The following is a 17,214-nucleotide window of genomic DNA, read 5'->3' on the forward strand; positions in this document are numbered from 1 at the left end:
GTGCCTCAGGCGGCGTCGAACTCGCCGACTCGTCGGCGCAGGTCCTCGAAATGCTCGCTCATCCGCCGAATCGCAAGAGCCTCGTCTCCTGCGATCAGCGCCTCCACGATGCGGGCGTGCACCGCGCCACGTCCCGGGGACGGTGCGGGCATCCGGTCCCCCATCTCGCGCCGGAGTTCGCCGAAGAGATGCCAGAACATGTCGATGAGATTGTCCACGAGGGAGTTCTTCAGCCCCGAGTACAGCGTGCGATGGAACTCCTCGTCCAGATCACGGAAGTCCTCGCCCCGTTCATCGCGCGCCACCATCTCCTTCGCGATGAGCGCGCAGCGTTCGAGTTCCTCCCTGAGGCCGGCGCGCACGACGGCCGACATCAGGCCGACCTCCATCGACTCGCGAGCCACGAGCACTTCTTGGATGGCGGACCCCAGGCCCGCCATCCCATAGGGGAGCTGTTCGATGATGGGACGGAACGAGAACTCGGAGACGAAGAGGCCGTTCCCGTGCTGCGCCTCGATGACGCCGAGCGTCTGCAGGCTGCGGGTCGCCTCCCGCAGCGTGAGCCTGCTGACACCCAGCTCCGCGGCGAGGTCGGCCTCGCTCGGAAGCCGGTCTCCCGGAGCGAGATCGTGCTCGCGGATGTAGTCGCGCAGCCTGCGCTGTGCGACGAGATAGATCGGGCCGTCTGGTCTCATGCTCCGACGGTACTGCTCACGCGGCGTCCGCCGTGTCCCGGGACGCGGATGCCTCCGCGATCATGGCGCGCAGCGAGGGGACGAGGTGATCGATGACCGCACGGTCGTCGGCGCTCACCGGGCCCCAGACTCCCCGAGCAGGGCCGACGTCAGGGCCGAGCTCGTTCATGAGCTCCTTCACGAAGCCGGGGCCGGTGGCGACGCGCGCGATGTCGCGGAAGGGCTTGTGCAGCGCGTGCGCGCGCTGCACGTCCCCGCTGTCGAACGCGTCCACGGCGGCGTGCGCGAGAGGAGCCAGCCCGTTGTAGAGGCTCCCGATCGCCGACTCCGCCCCCGTGGCGAGCGCCGCGGGGAGCAGCTCGTCGCGTCCGAAGAAGATGCGCACGTCCGGACGGGCCCGCTGGATCGCATCCAGCTCCATGAGGTCCTCGTCGGTGTACTTCACGGCATCGAGCGTCGGGATCTCCGCCTTCGCCGCCGTCAGGATCTCGCTCGGACGCTGGGTAGACCCCGTCATGGAAGGGATCTGGTAGTAGCAGAACGGTGTCGCCCCTGCGGCGTCCGCCACCTCGGCAAGCCAGCGGATCGTGTGCGAGACCGTCGGCGCCTGCCCGTAGTACGGCGCGACGCTCGAGATCAGGTCCACGCCGAGTCCCGCGGCGTGGGCTGCCAGCTCTCTCGTCGGTTCGATCGGCAGGCCGCCCACCTGCACGCCGATCGAGAATCCGTCCGGGCGCGCTCGGATCCAGGCCTCGAGGATCTCCACCCGCTCCTCGATCGTGAGAAGCGGGAACTCGCCGGTCGTGCCGTTGACGAACACGCCGCTGACGCCGATCGCGCGCAAGTGCTCGGCCTGCTCGGGCACTCGTGAGACGTCCACCCGCCCCGCGCCGTCGTACGGCGCGAGGGCCGCCGCCCAGAATTCGAATCGGCTCATGCGCCTTCCCTTCGTTCGGATGCGAGCAGCAGTAGATCAGATATCTGATAACTCGTCAAATGTGCGAGCGTACGCGAACGGTTCGCGCTTGACTCGAATGCCCCCTCTCTCTAGCTTAGTTGTCAGATATCTGATCTTTCCTCGAGGAGCTCCATGAATGTCGCTGTGCTCGCCCATCTCGACGATCGTGCGCGCTCACTCTGCCGTGAGGGGCTGATCGACGAGGTAGTCCAGTGGCGAGTCTCCGATGCAGAGGCGCCGGAGTGGCGCGACGTCTATCGGGATTGCGAGATCGTCTTCGGCACGATTCCTGCTTCCTGGATCCCGCGCCTGACCGCTCTGCGTTGGCTGCAGCTGGAATCGACCGGCTTCGAGTACTACCGGGACAGTGCCGCCGAGATCTCACAGCGCGGGATCCTCGTCACCAACCTCCGGGGACAGTTCGCCGAGCCTGCCGCGGAGACGGCTCTCGCCGGCGCATTGAGCCTGATGCGCGGGGTGAGCGCCCTCGCCCGCGGCCAGCACGAGCGACGCTGGCAGAGCCTGGAGGTGAGACCCGACACGGCCCTCCTCGCACGCAGCAACGCACTCGTGCTCGGCGCGGGCGCGATCGGAGGGCACGTCCGGCATCTGCTCGAGGCGTTCGGCGCCAGCGTGCAGAGCTTCGCCCGCAGCTCACCGCGGGCTGAGCTGCACGATCTGACATCGCTCGACGCCGCGCTGCCCGGCGCCGATCTGATCATCAGCTGCCTGCCGAGCACGCCGGGCACGCGGCTGTTGTTCGATCGTGAGCGGCTCGCGAGGCTCTCCCGATCGGCGGTCATCGTGAACATCGGTCGCGGGGACCTGATCGACGAGGAAGCCCTTGCTGACGCTCTCGAAGCCGGCGAGATCGGAGGATGCGCGCTCGATGTGACGCAGGAGGAGCCTCTGCCCCCGACGAGTCGACTGTGGGCCGCGCCGGGCGCCGTCCTCACCCAGCACACCGGGGGCGGGCATCGCGACGAGCTCGCCGACAAGGCTGCGTATTTCTTGGCGAACCTGGCGCGGTGGAAGACGGGCGAGCCGCTCGACGGCCAGGTCGATGCGCGGCTCGGATACTGACGAGTGCGCCCGGAAGACACCCGTACGTCCACGACCACGAAGAAGAAGGACCGATGGCCACCATCCGAAGAGTCCGACCGATCCTGCTGAGCGCCCCGTGCGGGGAGCCGGGGAGCAGCATGGAGAACATCCTGCATCTTCCTGGTGGTGTACGGACCGCGGGATTCGTCGAGATCACGCTGAGCGACGGCACCGTCGGAATCGGCGAAGGATACCTCGCCGTCTTCGCTCCCCAGGTCTTCCGCAGCATCGTCGAGCTCCTCGAGCCGATCCTCGTCGGCGCGGAGTCCGAGCCGCTCGGATCCCGCATCCGGGATCTCGTCACCGCGACGGGCTATTGGAGCCTTCAGGGAGCGGCGCGGCACGTCATCAGCGCGATCGAGATCGCCCTGCAGGACTGCGCCGCCCGATCGGCGGGTGTGCCGCTCTGGCGCTTCCTCGGCGGGGCGAGCGATCGGCCTCTCCGCGCGTATGCCAGCGGTGGCGACTCTCGGACTCCGCAGGCCATGCGGGCGGAGATCGAGCAGGTCTCGCAGTTGGGGATCGACGTGTTCAAGATCCGCGCCCGCGGGACCCGGACGGACAAGGTGCGATGGACGCAGGTCGCCGCCGCCGAGAAGGGGGTCGGCATCGCGATCGACATGACCCAGAATCTCGTCGTGCCCTCGCAGACCGTGGAGGACGTGCTCCGCTTCGTGAGACAGCTGGGCGCGGAGAGCGAAGCGGTGCCCGTGTTCCTGGAGGAGGTGCTGGGCCCCGACCAGATCCACCGCCTGCCAGAGCTCAGAGCGCGCACGGACATCCCGATCGCCGGCGGCGAGATCGTCACGACGGAAGCCGAGCTCTGCGACCGGGTGCGTGCGGGGGCATACGACATCGTCCAGCCGGATGCCACCGTGATCGGCGGCGTCGGCCCTGTCCTCGACGTCTTCGCTGCTGCTCGTGAGATGGCGACCGAGGTATATGTGCACTGCTGGGGTGCGGGAGTTGGGGTCCTCGCCAACTACCACGCGGCATCCGCCGGCGGCGGCGAGGTCGTCGAGTGGCCGCTGCCGCGCTTCGGGCTGCGGGCGGAGCTGCTGCGCGGCGTCGTGACCGTGGAGGATGGCCTGGTTTCGCTCGGCGAGAAGCCCGGACTCGGGATCGAACTCACGGCCGAGATCGAGCAGGAGTTCCCTTTTCGCGAGGACGCGGTCTATTCCTGTCTTGTCGACAGCACCATCGCCGAGGACGGCTGGGCGCCGGTCTGAGACCGCCCGGGTCAGTGCTCCGGGTTGCGCAACGGCGCGGTCTGCGGCAGTGGATCGGCCTTCGCGAGAGGATCCCGCACCGGGATCGGATCTGCGACCGGCTCCGGCATGGGGACCGAAGCGAGCGGATCCGCAGCGGCGATCGGATCGGTCGTCGTCACGGGCTCTGGTGCACGACCCTGCTCGAGCTGCAGTGCGACCTTCTTCTCGAGATTCTCGACGGCGGCGTCGGAGAGGTCGATGAGGCCGTCCAGCTCCTCGCGCACGCGACGGTAGGCGGTCTGGCGTTCGGCGGGCGTGGCGGACTGGTCGACGGCGACCTTGAGCATGTGCTGCGCGCGCTCGAGTCGCTTGCGCTCGTCGTCGGTGAACGTCGAGTCGCGCAGGCGGCGGGCGTCCTTCTCCGCGATCTCGAACGCGACGGCGTAGTTGCCGACGGCGTCGAGGTACTCGGTGACCTGCTGCTCTGTGATCTTCGCGTCGGAGGAGCTCGGACGCAGCGCGTCGGCGATCTTCTTCGCGCGCAGGAAGGCGGCGGTCAGCGGCTGGCGCCCGTCGCTCATCGCGGGGAACGCGATCATCTTGGCGACATCGAGCTCGTAGTCCAGCCAGCGGGCGGTGATCTCGTCGTGTTCGGCGAACAGGCGCTCGAGCAGCTCTTTGGAGGAGTTCGCCTGCTGCTGCGCGATCTCCCGCGGAGAGAGCTGCGGCACGATCTGGCCCCGCGCGGCGAGCTGGGCGGCCTTGATCTCGCCCTTCAGTCGCAGCGTCTCCAGCTTCTGTTTGTGGTGCTGGCGGGAGAGGCCCTGCAGCCGCCCGACGATGGCGCCACCCACGCCCATGAGGGGGAAGATGATCCACCAGTGGCCACCGAACCACGCGAAGATCTGGTTGAGAGCGTCCATGATGATCCACAGCCTATGCCGGTCGGATCCGCCCCGTCATCGGCGCGGCACAGGTCACAGCAGCCTCGTCAGGACCGGTGCGTCCGTCACCCGGCCGCCACCGGCGCCGACGACCCCCGGTACCACTCCTCGTCGATCGTGGCCAGGCGCGAAGGCCGCGTCTCCGCACCCAGCCCGAAGAACCGCTGGAAGCTCAGCATGAGCGGATCCCAACGCTCCGGATCGACGCGGTTGGCATGCCCCGCGAGGCGCAGCGATTCGCGCACGTGGACACGCGCGACGGCGACCTCGACCGCGAGCAGGTCGGCCTCGGCGGCGTTCGCGGCGCCGCCCAGCGGATGCACCTTCGCGACGACGCCCTCGACATGCACCGGGAACTCCGCGATGCGCGGCGGGGCGACGGTCTCGGAATCGAGGGGCGTGACCCGCGCCTCGGCGAACTTGTCGCGCACGTGCCGGTAGCCGGCCGCCTGCCGCCGAGCCGAGACCTCCCGGCGTCCGGTGGTCAGCGCGAGCCGGTCCACGTGGTCGACCTCGTGCTCGGAGGGCAGGTTGATCACGACCTCGCCCGTCGCGAGCAGGTTCTGCGCCGTCTGACTGCGGGATCCGATGCCGATCACCGCGTTCTGGCCGAGCCACCACAGCGACGAGTTCGGCGCGAGATTCGGGTGCCCCTGCTCGTCGACGGTCGACAGCAGCGACACGGGCGTGCCGAAGTACAGGATCGCCGGGGAGATCGTGGTGTGCGGATCGAGCGCCGTGAGGAAGTCCATGTCCTCAGTCTCGGCGGATCCGCTCCGCGGGTCTGGCGGAAATCGGACAGCGCACCGCGAGCGCTGCGCGGCTCAGTCGAGTCGCGCGGCGGCGACGTCGGCGCGGAGCTTCGGAAGCACGCGGGATCCGGCCGGGTCCAGTCCGAGCACCGTGGCGAGCTCGAGGGCGAGGGCCTGGTGCCCCGCGGCGTTGGGGTGGAACGGGTCGTTCATGAGGCCCCACGGCACCCCGCCGCCGCCGAGCTCGGCGTAGCGGGCGAACTGGTCGACGAGGATCGTGTGCTCGGCCGCCGCGACATCGCGGACCGCCTGGGCGAACGCGCCGATGCGGGCGCGCTCCGGAGCGTTCGGCACGTCCACCGCAGGCGGCGTCTGCAGCACCGGGATGGCGCCGAGCGCACGCACGCGCCGTACGAACTCCGTGAGCGACAGGGCGAAGTCCGCAGCGGTGATCACGGGGAACACGCCCCCGTCGGAGCAGTCGTTCGTTCCGATCATGAGTGTGACCACCTGAGGGTGCCACGTCGCGACCCGTCGGTCGAAGTCCTCCAGGATCTGCACGATCCGCCAGCCGCTGATCGCCGTGTCGATGACCGCGTCGTGCACCCGCCCGAGCTCGCCGCGGACGATCTCGTGCAGGTGCTCGGCGTAGGTGCGTCCGCCCTGGGTGTGCACGAGCCCGTGCGTGATCGAATCTCCCGTGAGCACCCAGGTGAGCGGGGCGTCTGCGGAGAGGGCGCGGGCGAGGACGTCGGCGTCGGCGGTCATGGATCCATTCTGCCGGGCACTGCCGCGCACCGTTCGAGATCGATGACGCGGCGCGGTGGGGTTGCCTAACTGGTATATCGGCTGCATCATCATCGGACGGGGTTGTGCACGACCCCGATCGGCCCAGCGGGACTCGGGCCGGGTGGGGCGCCTCGACCTTCAGTGGCCGTTCCCCAGACGGCTGGCCGTTCCCCAGACGGTCGGCGAGGCGCTCCGCCGCCCGTTCGCGGCGCCGGCCGGAATGGCGGCATACGCGCTGCCGCCATTCCGTCGCCGCGTCAGCAGGCGAGGTTGTGCGTGTAGGTCGCGATCGGGTCGGTGCCGCCGTAGAGGTGCACGACGGCGCTCGTCACGCCCGTGTCGAGGACGATCGGGGCGTTGGCTCCGGCGTTGTAGTAGACCAGCCGGCCGTCGGGGGCGAGGTAGGTCGCGTGCCCGACGACGACGGAGTTCGCGGGGACGCCCGTCGCCGTCTGGTACGTGCCGTTGGTGACGCTGTAGACCGCGGGGATGCCGGTGGTCACGTACGTCACGTAGGGATCGGTGCCGCCGTGGAGCGCCGTCGTCGCGCTGGACACCCCGGAGCTGACCACGATCGCGGTGCCGGTCGCGGCCCGGTAGTAGTACAGGAGCCCGTCGGGTGCGAGGTACGTGGAGTGGCCGACCGCGGTGGTTCCGGCCGGGACTCCGATCGCGGTGACGTAGCTCCCGGTGGTGGCGTTGTACGCCCTCGCGGCGCCGCCCGCGACGAACGTCAGCACGGGCTGCGTGCCGGCGAAGAGCGACACTTTCGCGCCCGACACCCCGGACGCGACGAGGACGGACGTGTTGGTGGCCGAGTTGAAGTAGTACAGGTCGCCGTTGGCGGCGAGGAACGTCGCGTGACCGACGGCGGTGGATCCGTTCGGCACACCGGCCGCGGTGATCGTGGTGCCCGTCGCCACGTCCTGCACCATGGCGACCCCGCCCGACACGTACGTGGAGTAGGACTGGGTGCCGCCGATGAGAACGGTCGTGCCGCTGGTGACGTTCGTCGCGAGCGGCATCGCCTTCCCTGCGACGGTGTTGAAGTACACGAGGCTGCCGTCGGGGTTGAGGAAGGTTCCGTGGCCGACGGCGACGGAACCGAGCGGGATCCCGGTCGCGGGCGGGTTCCCGCTCGATACGACGTCGTAGATCTTCGCGCCGACCTGAGCCGTCACCGCCACCGGCGCGGTCGCGTTCGCCCCGGTCATCGACGCGCCCATCGTCGGAACGGAGGCCGCGTTGGGCTTCGCGGTGATCGCGGGCAGGACGACCTTGCCGTTCTGGTCGGTGGTGAAGCTGCGGGGGCCGGTGAACCCGTCCGCCCAGGTGAGGCCGCTCGGCAGGACGACGCTCACCGTCGTGCTCGCTGCGGGAGTCGTGCCGTTCGTGGTCGCCGCGAGCGTCACGTCGGTCAGGTTGCTGCAGCCGCCCACGGAGTAGGGGCCGTTGATGAACTTCAAGGTCGGAGCGCCCACCGACGCTGCAGCCAGCGGCATGGCGGCGGCGGTCGCGATCACGGGGACGCTCCAGGCCACACCGCGAACGATCGTACGCCGGCTGATCCGTCCCGCCGTGGCAGTCGACGGCCCACCCCCAGGCGCGCTCGGCTCCTGGTTCTTTCCCGCTGCACGTCCTTGCACCATCGTGATGCTTCCTTTCGCTGTGATCTCTTGGCTTCGCCTTGCGGGCATCAGCACGCGACGGCCTCGACGTAGGTGACGCCGTCGACGCCGGCGGTGAACTCGCCGCCGACCGCGCTGACCACGTTCGACGCCGCGAGGTCGTTGCCGTGGAAGAGCCCGCCGTCGGGGGCGAGGAAGAAGCTCCAGCCGACCGGGGTGGCGCCTGCCGGCACGGTGGCGAACGTGGTTGTGATCGGAGTCGACCCGTCGGGGAACCACTGGTACGACTTGGCGACTCCTCCTTCGACGTAGGAGACCCCGTCGCTGGCTCCGGTGGTCAGGTCGCCCAGCTGGTCGCCGACGGCGGCGCTGATGCCGGTCCCGACCAGCTCACCTGAGCTGTGGTACAGGTCTCCACCGGCGGTGAGGACGAAGTTGTGGCCCACCGCCTTCACTCCTGCGCCGTTGGGGACGGCCGGGAAGTCGCGCTGGATCGCGCTGGACGGGTCTGCGGGGTTGATGAAGTAGATCCGCGCCTGGCCGTTCGTCACATAGGTCACGGACTCGGCGCCGACGATCTGCTCGCCGACGGCGCTCGTGACGCCCGTGTCGATGAGGTCGTTGCCGTGGTAGAGCGCACCGGCCGGGGTGAGGAAGAAGTTCCAGCCCACCGCGCGCGCCCCCGTGGGAACGCCGGTGAGGGCGGTTGCACTGATCGCGTTGGTCGCCGGATCCCAGCTCCAGATGTGTGCGACGCCGTTCTCGTCGACGTATGCGACGCCGTCCAACACCCCGTTGGTCGCGTCGCCCTGGGTGTCGCCGACGGCGCTGGAGACGTTCGATGCGATCAGCGTGTCACCGTGATACAGCTTTCCGCCGGGGCCGAAGAAGAAGTTCCACCCGGCCGACGTCGCGGCCGGGTTCGCGAACGTCACGATCGTCCCATCACCGGCACGCCAGTCCCGGGCTACGAGATTCGGGGTGACGGTCGCTGGGGCGGTTGCCGTGGCGCCGGTGCTGGACGTCGCGGTGAGCACAGCGTTGGTTGCGGATGCGCCGAGGATCTGTCCGGAGGGGATGGTGATGCTGCCGGTCGCGTCCGTCGGAGAGAAGGATCTAGGGGCGGTCGACCCATCCGCCCACCGCAGCCCAGCCGGGAGCGTGACCGTCACGGTCTTTCCGGCGTCGGGCGTCGCGCCGTTCGACGTCAGATTCAGAACAACGTCACCCAGAGGCCCGCACCCGGTCGCCGTGTAAGGGCCGTTGACGAACTTCAGGGCCGGTGCGGCCACGGACGCCGCAGCCAGCGGCATCGCCGCAGCCGTGGCGATGATGGGGAGACTCCACGCCGCGCCCCGGACCACCGTGCGCCGACTGACCCGGCCGTCCCGAACGGCGCCGCCGTCGTCCGTGGCCTCCAGCGATTCGCCTGCACGTCCTTGCACCATCTCGGCATGTCTCCTTCGTTTTTGCGCTCTGGAATCCGGATTCACGGCGCGGACAGCAGGCGCGAGGATCGCATCCCGCAATCAGGCATGAACGTCTTCCGCTCACGCCGGCGGAGCTGCCGCACTCCCCGCGCTCGGCAGGTATCGGATACTGAACAGACTGTCCGAGCGGCTCGGAGGAAGCGACGGATTCCGGGGTGAAACGGGGGTGAAAAGGGGTCACCGTGCCTCGGCGACGGGCCGGATCACCGTGCTTCTGTGCGTCGCGGGCGGAGGATCGCCGTGAGTGCGACGGCGATCCAACTCGACGGGATGAGGGCGAGCAGCAGGAACAGTGCGGAGTAGTCCGGAACGCCCCTGATCGCGATCACGGCCCCGAGCACGAGCGACGGACCGATGAGCGAGCCGATGCCGGTGACGGCGCTGTACACGCCCAGCCTCCAGCCCGCCCGTTCCGATGTCGTGAGCGCCAACGCTGCGGTGAAGAGCAATGTCGTGCTGATGCCGATCGCGATCCCGCTGAGAAGGCCCGCGATCGCCAGCAGCACGAGGGAGGTCGTCATCGCCCGGAGGACCAATCCCGACACGAGCAGCACACCCGCGATCGTCAGGAGGGGCAGCGTGCGTCTCAGCACGCGGGGGAAGATCAGCATGACGACGGACGCTCCGACGAGGCCGAGGAGTGCCACGGCCAGGACGAGGGTCCCCGCCTGCGTCGCCTGATCCCATTCGAGACCGAGACGCGTCACGATATCCAGCGGGTGGTAGGTCAGGTACGCCGACAAGGCGACCTGCGAGCTGAAGCCGAGCACGAGAACGGCGCCCCAGGACATCTGCGGCGCCCCCGATGACTCCGCCTCGGGGGCGGGCGCGGAGGCCCTCGGGCGATGCTGGACAGCTGCCGGCGCAGGGGTCCGCACCAGTGCGATCGCGGCCACGGCCACGGCGCACAGCGCGAGGCAGATCGACGTAGCCCACGCAGATCCGGGCAGCAGTATCAGCAACGCGATGGGGATGAACAGCCCCACCGACGACACCGCGATCATGACCACCGCACTGCGCTCTCGCCGAACGCCCGGCACGTGCGTCAGCAGAGCACGCGATACGGCGATCGCTCCTGACAGACCTGCCTGTGCCAGACCCCAGCCGGCGGCGAGCTCCCATCCGGAACGGGAGAGGCTCATCCACGCGAGCGCGAGAACCCCGAGCGCCGTTCCGCCGAAGAGCACCCACCAGCGGCTACGGGCCGAGCGCGTTCCGAGGTCGGCGGCCCGCCCTGCGAGCAGCGCGCCCACGATCGCGCTGCCGGAGCCGACGGCGATGGTGGCCGCCGTCCAGCCTGCGGCGGCGTCCGTTCCCTCGAGCTCCGACGCTCGTCGCGCGATCGCCACGGTCGCCGGAGGAACGAGGGCGGCCAGCAGGAAGAACTTCGCGAGGTTCGCCTGCAGGCCGAGCATCCGCGACTCGTCGGCCGGTGCTTCCTGGCGATCACGGGGTAGCGGTTCTCCCGCGACATGCGTCATGACAGCCTCTCGTGCGGCGTGCCACCTCTGGCCTGGGCGGCATGGTCGGGCGGGCGCATCGGCGCGCGGAGCATGGCGCCGCGCCCGCTGTCGGTCGGGGTGCGGCGACTCCGGCAGAATATCGGATATGGAGAGCACGCCGGCTCTGGGAGACGGACAGACGAGCGACACGAGTAGCACGGAGGATCCTGTCCGGCACCACTCCGGCTTGGCCGTGCCGGCGACCGTGCACCAGATCTCGGACGCCGTCGCGATCGAGGACTACGACGCCGTCATGGATCTGCTCCGGGCCGAGTGGTTCGCGCTGATCGCTGCCCATTCGGACGATCTTCGCGAACTTCTCCGCGACCTGCCGCCGTCCGATCTCCAGAGCCGTCCGCTTCTCGGATTCGTGTACGGCCTGTCGTTCTACGGCCTCCCGCACCACCGCCTCCGGTCCGCCCGCCTCCTCCTCTCCGTCCTGCGGGCGGCGCATGGCAGGAAGCGCGAGCTCCCTGCCATCGATCGCGCTCTCATCCGCGCCAGCGAAGCGGTCGCGTATCGCCTCCTCGGCCGTCCCCGCCTCGGGCTCCGCTCTGCGCGGGCGGCCGTGCGCGCGCTCGACGGCCTGAGCGACGCCGAGCGCGAGGAGGTCGGTGACGTCCCCCGGATCTACAGCCAGATCGGGACGTCTTTCTACCGCGCGGGAAACGTCGACGAAGCGCTCGGGACCCTGGAGAAGGGCTACGCCGAAGCGGCGCCGGAGCGCCCGCAGAACGGGTTCTCGAACATCTCGATGCTGGCGGGCATCCACGCCTTCCGCGGCGACATGGGGCTGGCCGCGCGATACACCGCGCTCGCGCGTGAAGACTCCTGGACGGACGTCCAGAGGTCGATGTATCCCGGCACCTTCTACCGCCTGGCCGAAGCGATGATCGCCCTCGAGCGCTTCGACACCGCCACGGCGCGCGAGCATCTGGCGAGCATGGTCAACGACCCAGACACGATCGAGTTCTGGGTGGAGATCGCGATCGTCGAGGCTTGGACGGAGCTCGTCGACGGGAGAGCGGGCGAAGCGATCGCGCGGCTCGACGCCTTCGTCGCGAGGCGAGGCGCCGAGGGACGATCCGTCGCGTCCCGGCATCGGCTCGCCGGCATACGCGGAGTGATCCATCTCGCCCTCGGCGACCCCGATGCCGCCTCGGTCGCCCTCCGTCACGATCCGGGCTCCGACGCGGACGCGCACGTCCAGCGGGCGCGGGTCGCTCTGGTCCTCGGGCGCATCGACACGGCTCTCAGCGAGTCGCGGCGCGCCGCCGGCACGGGACTCTCCTCCCGCTCGGAGGCGGAACGGCTGACGATCGAACTGGCCGCCCTGCTGCGGTCCGCGCCGTCGGTGCGGAGCGCAAGGCTCGCTCTCCAGCTCGCCGCCGTGCTGGTGCACAGCGGTCAGCGTCTGGCACTCGTGCTGATCCCGCCCTCCGACCTGGAACGGGTGCGAAGAGCGCTCGCGGACGCCGGTCGCGCCGACATCGCTCAGGACCTCCCGGCGCGATCGCTCCTGCTGCACGGGGAAGACGAGGCGAACCTGACCGAGCGCGAAGCCGTCGTGCTCGGCGAACTCGTCCGCACCTCATCGATCAAAGCCGTGGCGTCGACCCTCTACGTCTCGTCGAACACGGTCAAGTCGCAGGTCAGGAGTCTCTACCGCAAGCTCGGAGTGACCAACAGGGAAGATGCGATCGCCGTCGCCCGAGGTCGCGGCCTCCTGCGCGACGGCGAGCTCTGACGACCCGGCCGCTGGTCGCCGCACGGCCGCACCCCTGGGTGACGCGCACTCCCACGATCGCCGCCCTCAACGTCCCAGGCGCTCGGCGCAGGCGACGCAGTGCTCGGCGAACGGGCGCGCTTCGAGCCGGGCGGGCGGGATCGGTCGCCCGCAGGACGTGCAGACCCCGTAGACGCCCGCCGCCAGACGGGTGAGGGCGTCGTCGACCTGCTGCAGCTGAGCGGCGGCATCGGCCTGCAACGCGGACAGCCGCGACCACTCGGACGACAGGGTCACGCCCTCCGGGTCGTGCTCGTCGTCGTCGTTCGAGCTCTCCCTGTCGTGCACGAGCTCGTCGAGCGCATGCGATGCCGAGGCGGCCCGCGCCGCGGCGCGCACGCGGAGCTCCTCGAGCAGCACGCGGGCGTCGGGGGTCATGCCGACACGGTAGCGGCCGGATCCGACATCCGCGGACCTCTACTCGAGCCACTCCGTCACGAACCGATCGTTCGCGTGCACGTGCGTGGCCTCGTACGTGCCGCCGTCGAGTACCTCGAACCGGTGCGCGACGAGTGCCGGCACCACGAGGATCTGCCCGCCCGCGCCGACGACCTGCTCTTCGCCGACCGTGAACAGGGCGCGACCGCGGTGGATCACGAACGTCTCGACGTAGGGATGCCGGTGCAGTCGCGGTCCGGATCCCGGCGTCGATGCGTACTCGCGGATGATGCTCACCGGAGATCCGATGAGGAATCCCTCGATGCTCGCGTCGAGGGCGACGTCGATGGGCTGGACGGTCATGGCGCCTCCGTTCCCTGCCCGAGGGTACGCCGCAGGGCGCCGGAGATGAACCCCGGCGCCCTGAATGGTTCCGGCGTCTCAGCCGAGCAGCACGGCGAGCACGGTGGATCCGCCGCCCACCAGGATGAGCGCGACGATCACGACCCACGCGGTGATGCGGATCCGGCGCTGCCGCCGGGTGCTGTAGATCGAGAGGTCCTCGTCGGTCCCTGAGCCAGCCGAAGGGTCGGGGGTGCTGTTCATGAGCTTCCTCGCGGGCCGTCAGGCCTCGACCACTGAGCCCGTCGAAGTGTCCGCGACGGTCGGGCCGAACGCGGCCGGCAGGGTCGCCTGGGAGGTCGCGCGCAGTTCGTCGACCGAGACCGTGAAGACGTCCTGCACCTCGAGCTGCGGGGCGCTGTCGGTCACGCCGATGCGCAGCACCGGGTATCCGCGTCCCTCGCAGAGGCCCTGGAACTTCACGTCGTCCTCGCGGGGGACGGTCACGATCACGCGGCCGGCCGACTCGGAGAACAGCGCCGTCGCGGCGTCCACGCCGTCGCGCTCCATGAGCTCGGTCAGCCACACGCGGGCGCCGACGCCGAAGCGCATGACGCCCTCGGCGAGAGCCTGGCCGAGGCCGCCCTCGCTCAGGTCGTGTGCGGAGGAGATCAGCCACTCGTCGCGCGCCGCGCCGATCAGGCCCGCCAGGCGCTTCTCGCCGGCGAGGTCGACCTTGGGCGGCAGACCGCCGAGGTGACCGTGGACGACATCGGCCCAGGCGGATCCGGACAGCTCGGTCGAGGTGGTGCCGAGCAGGTAGATGTTCTGGCCCTCGTCCTGCCAGCCGGAGGGGATCCGGCGCGAGACGTCGTCGATGATGCCGAGCACGCCGACCAGCGGGGTCGGGTGGATCGGCACGTCGCCGGTCTGGTTGTAGAACGAGACGTTGCCGCCGGTGACCGGGGTGCCGAGCTCGAAGCAGCCGTCCGCGAGGCCGTCGACCGTCTGGCCGAACTGCCACATGACCTCGGGGTTCTCGGGGGATCCGAAGTTCAGGCAATCGGTGATGGCCGTCGGCTCCGCGCCCGTGACGGCGACGTTGCGGTACGCCTCGGCGAGGGCGAGCTGCGCGCCCGCGTACGGGTCGAGCTGGCTGTAGCGGCCGTTCGCGTCGGTCGCGATCGAGAAGCCGAGGCCCGACTCCTCGTCGACGCGGATCATGCCGGCGTCGTCGGGGAAGGCGAGGGCGGTGTTGCCGAGCACGTAGTAGTCGTACTGGTTGGTGATCCAGCGGGTGTCGGCGAGGTTCGGGCTCTCCAGCAGCGCGAGGAACTGCTGCTCGAGCGCCTCGGGGGTGTTGTCGCGGGGGAGCAGCTCGGCGGCGTCGGCCTGCAGCGCGTCGATCCAGGTCGGGTAGGCGACCGGGCGGTCGTAGACCGGGCCATCGACGGCGACCGTGGAGGGATCCACGTCGACGATGCGCTCGCCCTGCCAGTCGATGATGAGGCGGCCGTCGCCGGTGACCTCGCCGAGGACGGAGGTCTCCACGTCCCACTTCTTCACGACGGCGAGGAACGCGTCGAGCTTCTCGGGGGCGACGATCGCCATCATGCGCTCCTGCGACTCCGACATGAGGATCTCCTCAGCGGTCAGGGTGGGGTCGCGCAGCAGCACGTTGTCGAGCGACACGTGCATGCCGGAGTTGCCGTTCGCGGCCAGCTCGCTCGTGGCGCAGGAGATGCCCGCGGCACCGAGATCCTGGATCGCCTCGACGAGCTCATCGCGGTACAGCTCGAGGCAGCACTCGATGAGCACCTTCTCGGCGAACGGGTCGCCGACCTGCACGGCGGGACGCTTGGTCGGGCCCGTCGAGTCGAAGGAGTCGGAGGCCAGGATCGACGCGCCGCCGATGCCGTCGCCGCCGGTGCGGGCGCCGAACAGCACGACCTTGTTGCCGACGCCGGTGGCGTTCGCGAGCTTGAGGTCCTCGTGGCGGAGCACGCCGACCGCGAGCGCGTTCACGAGCGGGTTGGCCTGGTAGACGGCGTCGAACACCGTCTCGCCGCCGATGTTCGGCAGGCCGAGGCAGTTGCCGTAGAAGCTGATGCCGGCGGTCACGCCGTGCACGACGCGGGCCGTGTCGGGGTCGTCGATCGCCCCGAAGCGCAGCGCGTCCATGACAGCGACAGGGCGGGCGCCCATCGAGATGATGTCGCGGACGATGCCGCCGACGCCGGTCGCCGCGCCCTGGAACGGCTCGATGAAGGAGGGGTGGTTGTGCGACTCGGCCTTGAACGTGACGGCCCAGCCCTCGCCGACGTCGATGACGCCCGCGTTCTGGCCCATGCCCACCATGAGGCGCTTCTTCATCTCATCCGAGACCTTCTGCCCGAACCGGCGCAGGTAGTTCTTCGAGGACTTGTAGGAGCAGTGCTCGCTCCACATGACCGAGTACATCGCCAGCTCGCCCGACGTGGGGCGGCGGCCCAGGATCTCGCGGATCCGCGCGTACTCGTCGTCCTTGAGGCCGAGCGCCGCGTACGGCTGCTCCTTCTCCGGAGTCGCTTCAGCGTTGGCGACCGAGTCGGGGACGTGGTCGGTGGGGGTGTTCGGAGAGGTCACGCGGGCTCCTGGAGCGAGGGGAGGCGGGGCAGGACCCAGTCTACTTGCGGCGGGGCTGGTCGGTCCGCCGCCCCGTTCGGGGCCGCTCGTCCTCGCACTCGAAGGGCTCAGGGGTGCTCAGAGTGCCAGGGTGGCCTCGTCGGGGAGCAGGATCCCGCCGGAGGTGTTGGCGGAGTTCGCATAGGCCTGGATGCGCCGCGGGTCGATCTCCGGCGGCGTCGGATCGTCGAACTCGAACCGCAGCGGGATGGAGGGGTGCAGCCAGATCGTCGAGCGCCCGCGGGGCTGGTCGCTGTCATGGCGCCAGGACAGGGTGAAGCTCTCATTGCGTCGGAGCTTCGTCGCGATCACGATCTTCAGATGGGCGAGGGCGATGTCCTCGATCTCTATCGAGTGCTCGGCGCCGCCGTAGTAGAGGATGGCCATGGTCCGGACGCTACGCCTTTCCACCGGATCCTGCATGCGAACACCGCTCTTCTGTGTGGCGATCCGCTCGGCGCCGACGGGAGAGGACCCGGGCCGGTGGTGATCCGGCCCGGACCCTGGGAGTTCCGCGGCTTGGCGAGGACTTGAAGCCCAGAGAAGCCCCGCATGCGCCGGGATCTCCCGTATCCATCTCCCGGTGACGAGGACGACGGTAGGCACGATCCGGTGCTGTGCACAGGGGGTTGACCGGCTGTGGAGATCGGGGTAGACGTCTGCGCTCGTGGGGCGCGAGTGCCGCGCCCGTGCCGTGCCGCGCGATGCCTGTGCCGAACTCCGTGTGCGACAATCCAAGCCCGCCGCCCATGTCGGGCCGCGCCGCTGGGGAGGAACCGTGGGAATCACCGCAGGAGCGCTCGTCGCCGTCTTCGTCGCGCTGTTCATCGTGCTCGTGGTGCGGCGCCGCAAGTAGCCCGGGCTGCTCCCTCCGCGTGGCACGTCTGCACGACTTCGGCACGCCTGCACGACGGATCCGGCGATCGCGTCGTGCAGACGGTCCCGCGTCGTGCAGGTGTCCCGCTGTCGGG

The 17,214-nt window shown here is 69.8% G+C and carries 17 protein-coding genes; 4 read left to right on the forward strand and 13 right to left on the reverse strand.

Annotated elements, in window-relative coordinates:
• Positions 1–5: 5 nt before the first annotated feature.
• Both CQ044_RS08080 and CQ044_RS08085 read right to left on the reverse strand, forming a co-directional pair.
• A complete protein-coding gene (locus CQ044_RS08080; RefSeq protein WP_105687989.1) occupies positions 6–695 on the reverse strand; it encodes a FadR/GntR family transcriptional regulator in 690 nt (229 codons plus the stop codon).
• 16 nt (positions 696–711) lie between these two features.
• Positions 712–1,632 carry a dihydrodipicolinate synthase family protein gene (locus tag CQ044_RS08085; RefSeq protein WP_105687990.1) on the reverse strand — a complete coding sequence of 307 codons (921 nt, stop codon included), beginning with the start codon at positions 1,630–1,632 and terminating at the stop codon, positions 712–714.
• Between the two features lie 153 nt (positions 1,633–1,785).
• On the opposite strand from CQ044_RS08085, the gene CQ044_RS08090 reads away from it, so the two are divergent.
• Both CQ044_RS08090 and CQ044_RS08095 read left to right on the forward strand, forming a co-directional pair.
• Positions 1,786–2,736: a D-2-hydroxyacid dehydrogenase gene (locus CQ044_RS08090; protein WP_105687991.1), complete on the forward strand. Its 951-nt coding sequence runs from the start codon at positions 1,786–1,788 to the stop codon at positions 2,734–2,736.
• Between the two features lie 53 nt (positions 2,737–2,789).
• The gene (locus CQ044_RS08095) at positions 2,790–3,986 is read left to right on the forward strand and encodes a mandelate racemase/muconate lactonizing enzyme family protein (protein ID WP_181158226.1); all 1,197 of its coding nucleotides are present in this window, start codon (positions 2,790–2,792) and stop codon (positions 3,984–3,986) included.
• An 11-nt stretch (positions 3,987–3,997) separates the two neighbouring features.
• On the opposite strand, the gene CQ044_RS08100 is transcribed toward CQ044_RS08095, so the two are convergent.
• The 6 genes from CQ044_RS08100 to CQ044_RS08125 all read right to left on the reverse strand — a co-directional run bounded on the left by CQ044_RS08100 (position 3,998) and on the right by CQ044_RS08125 (position 10,986).
• On the reverse strand, positions 3,998–4,891 hold the full coding sequence (locus CQ044_RS08100; RefSeq protein ID WP_105687993.1) for a phage tail tape measure protein: 894 nt from the start codon (positions 4,889–4,891) through the stop codon (positions 3,998–4,000).
• 86 nt (positions 4,892–4,977) lie between these two features.
• Positions 4,978–5,664, reverse strand: coding sequence for a flavin reductase family protein (locus CQ044_RS08105; RefSeq protein WP_105687994.1), 687 nt, complete (start codon positions 5,662–5,664; stop codon positions 4,978–4,980).
• A 72-nt stretch (positions 5,665–5,736) separates the two neighbouring features.
• Positions 5,737–6,432, reverse strand: coding sequence for an SGNH/GDSL hydrolase family protein (locus CQ044_RS08110; protein WP_105687995.1), 696 nt, complete (start codon positions 6,430–6,432; stop codon positions 5,737–5,739).
• A gap of 278 nt (positions 6,433–6,710) precedes the next feature.
• Positions 6,711–7,994: a hypothetical protein gene (locus CQ044_RS08115; protein ID WP_105687996.1), complete on the reverse strand. Its 1,284-nt coding sequence runs from the start codon at positions 7,992–7,994 to the stop codon at positions 6,711–6,713.
• Between the two features lie 155 nt (positions 7,995–8,149).
• Positions 8,150–9,529 carry a hypothetical protein gene (locus CQ044_RS08120; RefSeq protein WP_105687997.1) on the reverse strand — a complete coding sequence of 460 codons (1,380 nt, stop codon included), beginning with the start codon at positions 9,527–9,529 and terminating at the stop codon, positions 8,150–8,152.
• A 245-nt stretch (positions 9,530–9,774) separates the two neighbouring features.
• On the reverse strand, positions 9,775–10,986 hold the full coding sequence (locus CQ044_RS08125) for an MFS transporter (RefSeq protein ID WP_105687998.1): 1,212 nt from the start codon (positions 10,984–10,986) through the stop codon (positions 9,775–9,777).
• Positions 10,987–11,179: 193 nt separating this feature from the next.
• Here CQ044_RS08125 and CQ044_RS19800 point away from each other — a divergent pair, with 193 nt between their 5' ends.
• Positions 11,180–12,820 (forward strand): LuxR C-terminal-related transcriptional regulator, encoded by a 1,641-nt coding sequence (locus CQ044_RS19800; RefSeq protein ID WP_105687999.1) that lies wholly within the window; start codon positions 11,180–11,182, stop codon positions 12,818–12,820.
• 66 nt (positions 12,821–12,886) lie between these two features.
• Here CQ044_RS19800 and CQ044_RS08135 read toward each other — a convergent pair whose 3' ends face one another.
• The 5 genes from CQ044_RS08135 to CQ044_RS08150 form a co-directional block, all read right to left on the reverse strand.
• Positions 12,887–13,237, reverse strand: coding sequence for a TraR/DksA C4-type zinc finger protein (locus CQ044_RS08135; protein ID WP_105688000.1), 351 nt, complete (start codon positions 13,235–13,237; stop codon positions 12,887–12,889).
• Positions 13,238–13,276: 39 nt separating this feature from the next.
• Positions 13,277–13,600 carry a cupin domain-containing protein gene (locus CQ044_RS08140; RefSeq protein WP_045271644.1) on the reverse strand — a complete coding sequence of 108 codons (324 nt, stop codon included), beginning with the start codon at positions 13,598–13,600 and terminating at the stop codon, positions 13,277–13,279.
• 78 nt (positions 13,601–13,678) lie between these two features.
• Entirely contained in the window at positions 13,679–13,843 is a 165-nt protein-coding gene (locus CQ044_RS19525; protein ID WP_181158231.1) for a hypothetical protein, read from the reverse strand.
• 18 nt (positions 13,844–13,861) lie between these two features.
• The gene (gene purL, locus CQ044_RS08145) at positions 13,862–16,204 is read right to left on the reverse strand and encodes a phosphoribosylformylglycinamidine synthase subunit PurL (protein WP_105688001.1); all 2,343 of its coding nucleotides are present in this window, start codon (positions 16,202–16,204) and stop codon (positions 13,862–13,864) included.
• 117 nt (positions 16,205–16,321) lie between these two features.
• Positions 16,322–16,630 carry a hypothetical protein gene (locus tag CQ044_RS08150; protein WP_105688002.1) on the reverse strand — a complete coding sequence of 103 codons (309 nt, stop codon included), beginning with the start codon at positions 16,628–16,630 and terminating at the stop codon, positions 16,322–16,324.
• 337 nt (positions 16,631–16,967) lie between these two features.
• Between CQ044_RS08150 and CQ044_RS19805 the strand changes: the two genes are divergently transcribed.
• Positions 16,968–17,099: a hypothetical protein gene (locus tag CQ044_RS19805; RefSeq protein ID WP_258133209.1), complete on the forward strand. Its 132-nt coding sequence runs from the start codon at positions 16,968–16,970 to the stop codon at positions 17,097–17,099.
• The last annotated feature ends 115 nt before the right edge of the window (positions 17,100–17,214 follow it).

This window comes from Microbacterium sp. MYb64 (genome assembly GCF_002979495.1).
Taxonomy (GTDB): domain Bacteria; phylum Actinomycetota; class Actinomycetes; order Actinomycetales; family Microbacteriaceae; genus Microbacterium; species Microbacterium azadirachtae_A.

What these genes read in the sequence shown, in the direction of transcription:
- CQ044_RS08080 (WP_105687989.1), bottom strand. Translation starts at nt 695, where the DNA reads ATGAGACCAGACGGCCCGATCTATCTCGTCGCACAGCGCAGGCTGCGC.
- CQ044_RS08085 (WP_105687990.1), bottom strand. Translation starts at nt 1,632, where the DNA reads ATGAGCCGATTCGAATTCTGGGCGGCGGCCCTCGCGCCGTACGACGGC.
- CQ044_RS08090 (WP_105687991.1), top strand. Translation starts at nt 1,786, where the DNA reads ATGAATGTCGCTGTGCTCGCCCATCTCGACGATCGTGCGCGCTCACTC.
- CQ044_RS08095 (WP_181158226.1), top strand. Translation starts at nt 2,790, where the DNA reads ATGGCCACCATCCGAAGAGTCCGACCGATCCTGCTGAGCGCCCCGTGC.
- CQ044_RS08100 (WP_105687993.1), bottom strand. Translation starts at nt 4,891, where the DNA reads ATGGACGCTCTCAACCAGATCTTCGCGTGGTTCGGTGGCCACTGGTGG.
- CQ044_RS08105 (WP_105687994.1), bottom strand. Translation starts at nt 5,664, where the DNA reads ATGGACTTCCTCACGGCGCTCGATCCGCACACCACGATCTCCCCGGCG.
- CQ044_RS08110 (WP_105687995.1), bottom strand. Translation starts at nt 6,432, where the DNA reads ATGACCGCCGACGCCGACGTCCTCGCCCGCGCCCTCTCCGCAGACGCC.
- CQ044_RS08120 (WP_105687997.1), bottom strand. Translation starts at nt 9,529, where the DNA reads ATGGTGCAAGGACGTGCAGGCGAATCGCTGGAGGCCACGGACGACGGC.
- CQ044_RS08125 (WP_105687998.1), bottom strand. Translation starts at nt 10,986, where the DNA reads ATGCTCGGCCTGCAGGCGAACCTCGCGAAGTTCTTCCTGCTGGCCGCC.
- CQ044_RS19800 (WP_105687999.1), top strand. Translation starts at nt 11,180, where the DNA reads ATGGAGAGCACGCCGGCTCTGGGAGACGGACAGACGAGCGACACGAGT.
- CQ044_RS08135 (WP_105688000.1), bottom strand. Translation starts at nt 13,237, where the DNA reads ATGACCCCCGACGCCCGCGTGCTGCTCGAGGAGCTCCGCGTGCGCGCC.
- CQ044_RS08140 (WP_045271644.1), bottom strand. Translation starts at nt 13,600, where the DNA reads ATGACCGTCCAGCCCATCGACGTCGCCCTCGACGCGAGCATCGAGGGA.
- CQ044_RS19525 (WP_181158231.1), bottom strand. Translation starts at nt 13,843, where the DNA reads ATGAACAGCACCCCCGACCCTTCGGCTGGCTCAGGGACCGACGAGGAC.
- CQ044_RS08150 (WP_105688002.1), bottom strand. Translation starts at nt 16,630, where the DNA reads ATGGCCATCCTCTACTACGGCGGCGCCGAGCACTCGATAGAGATCGAG.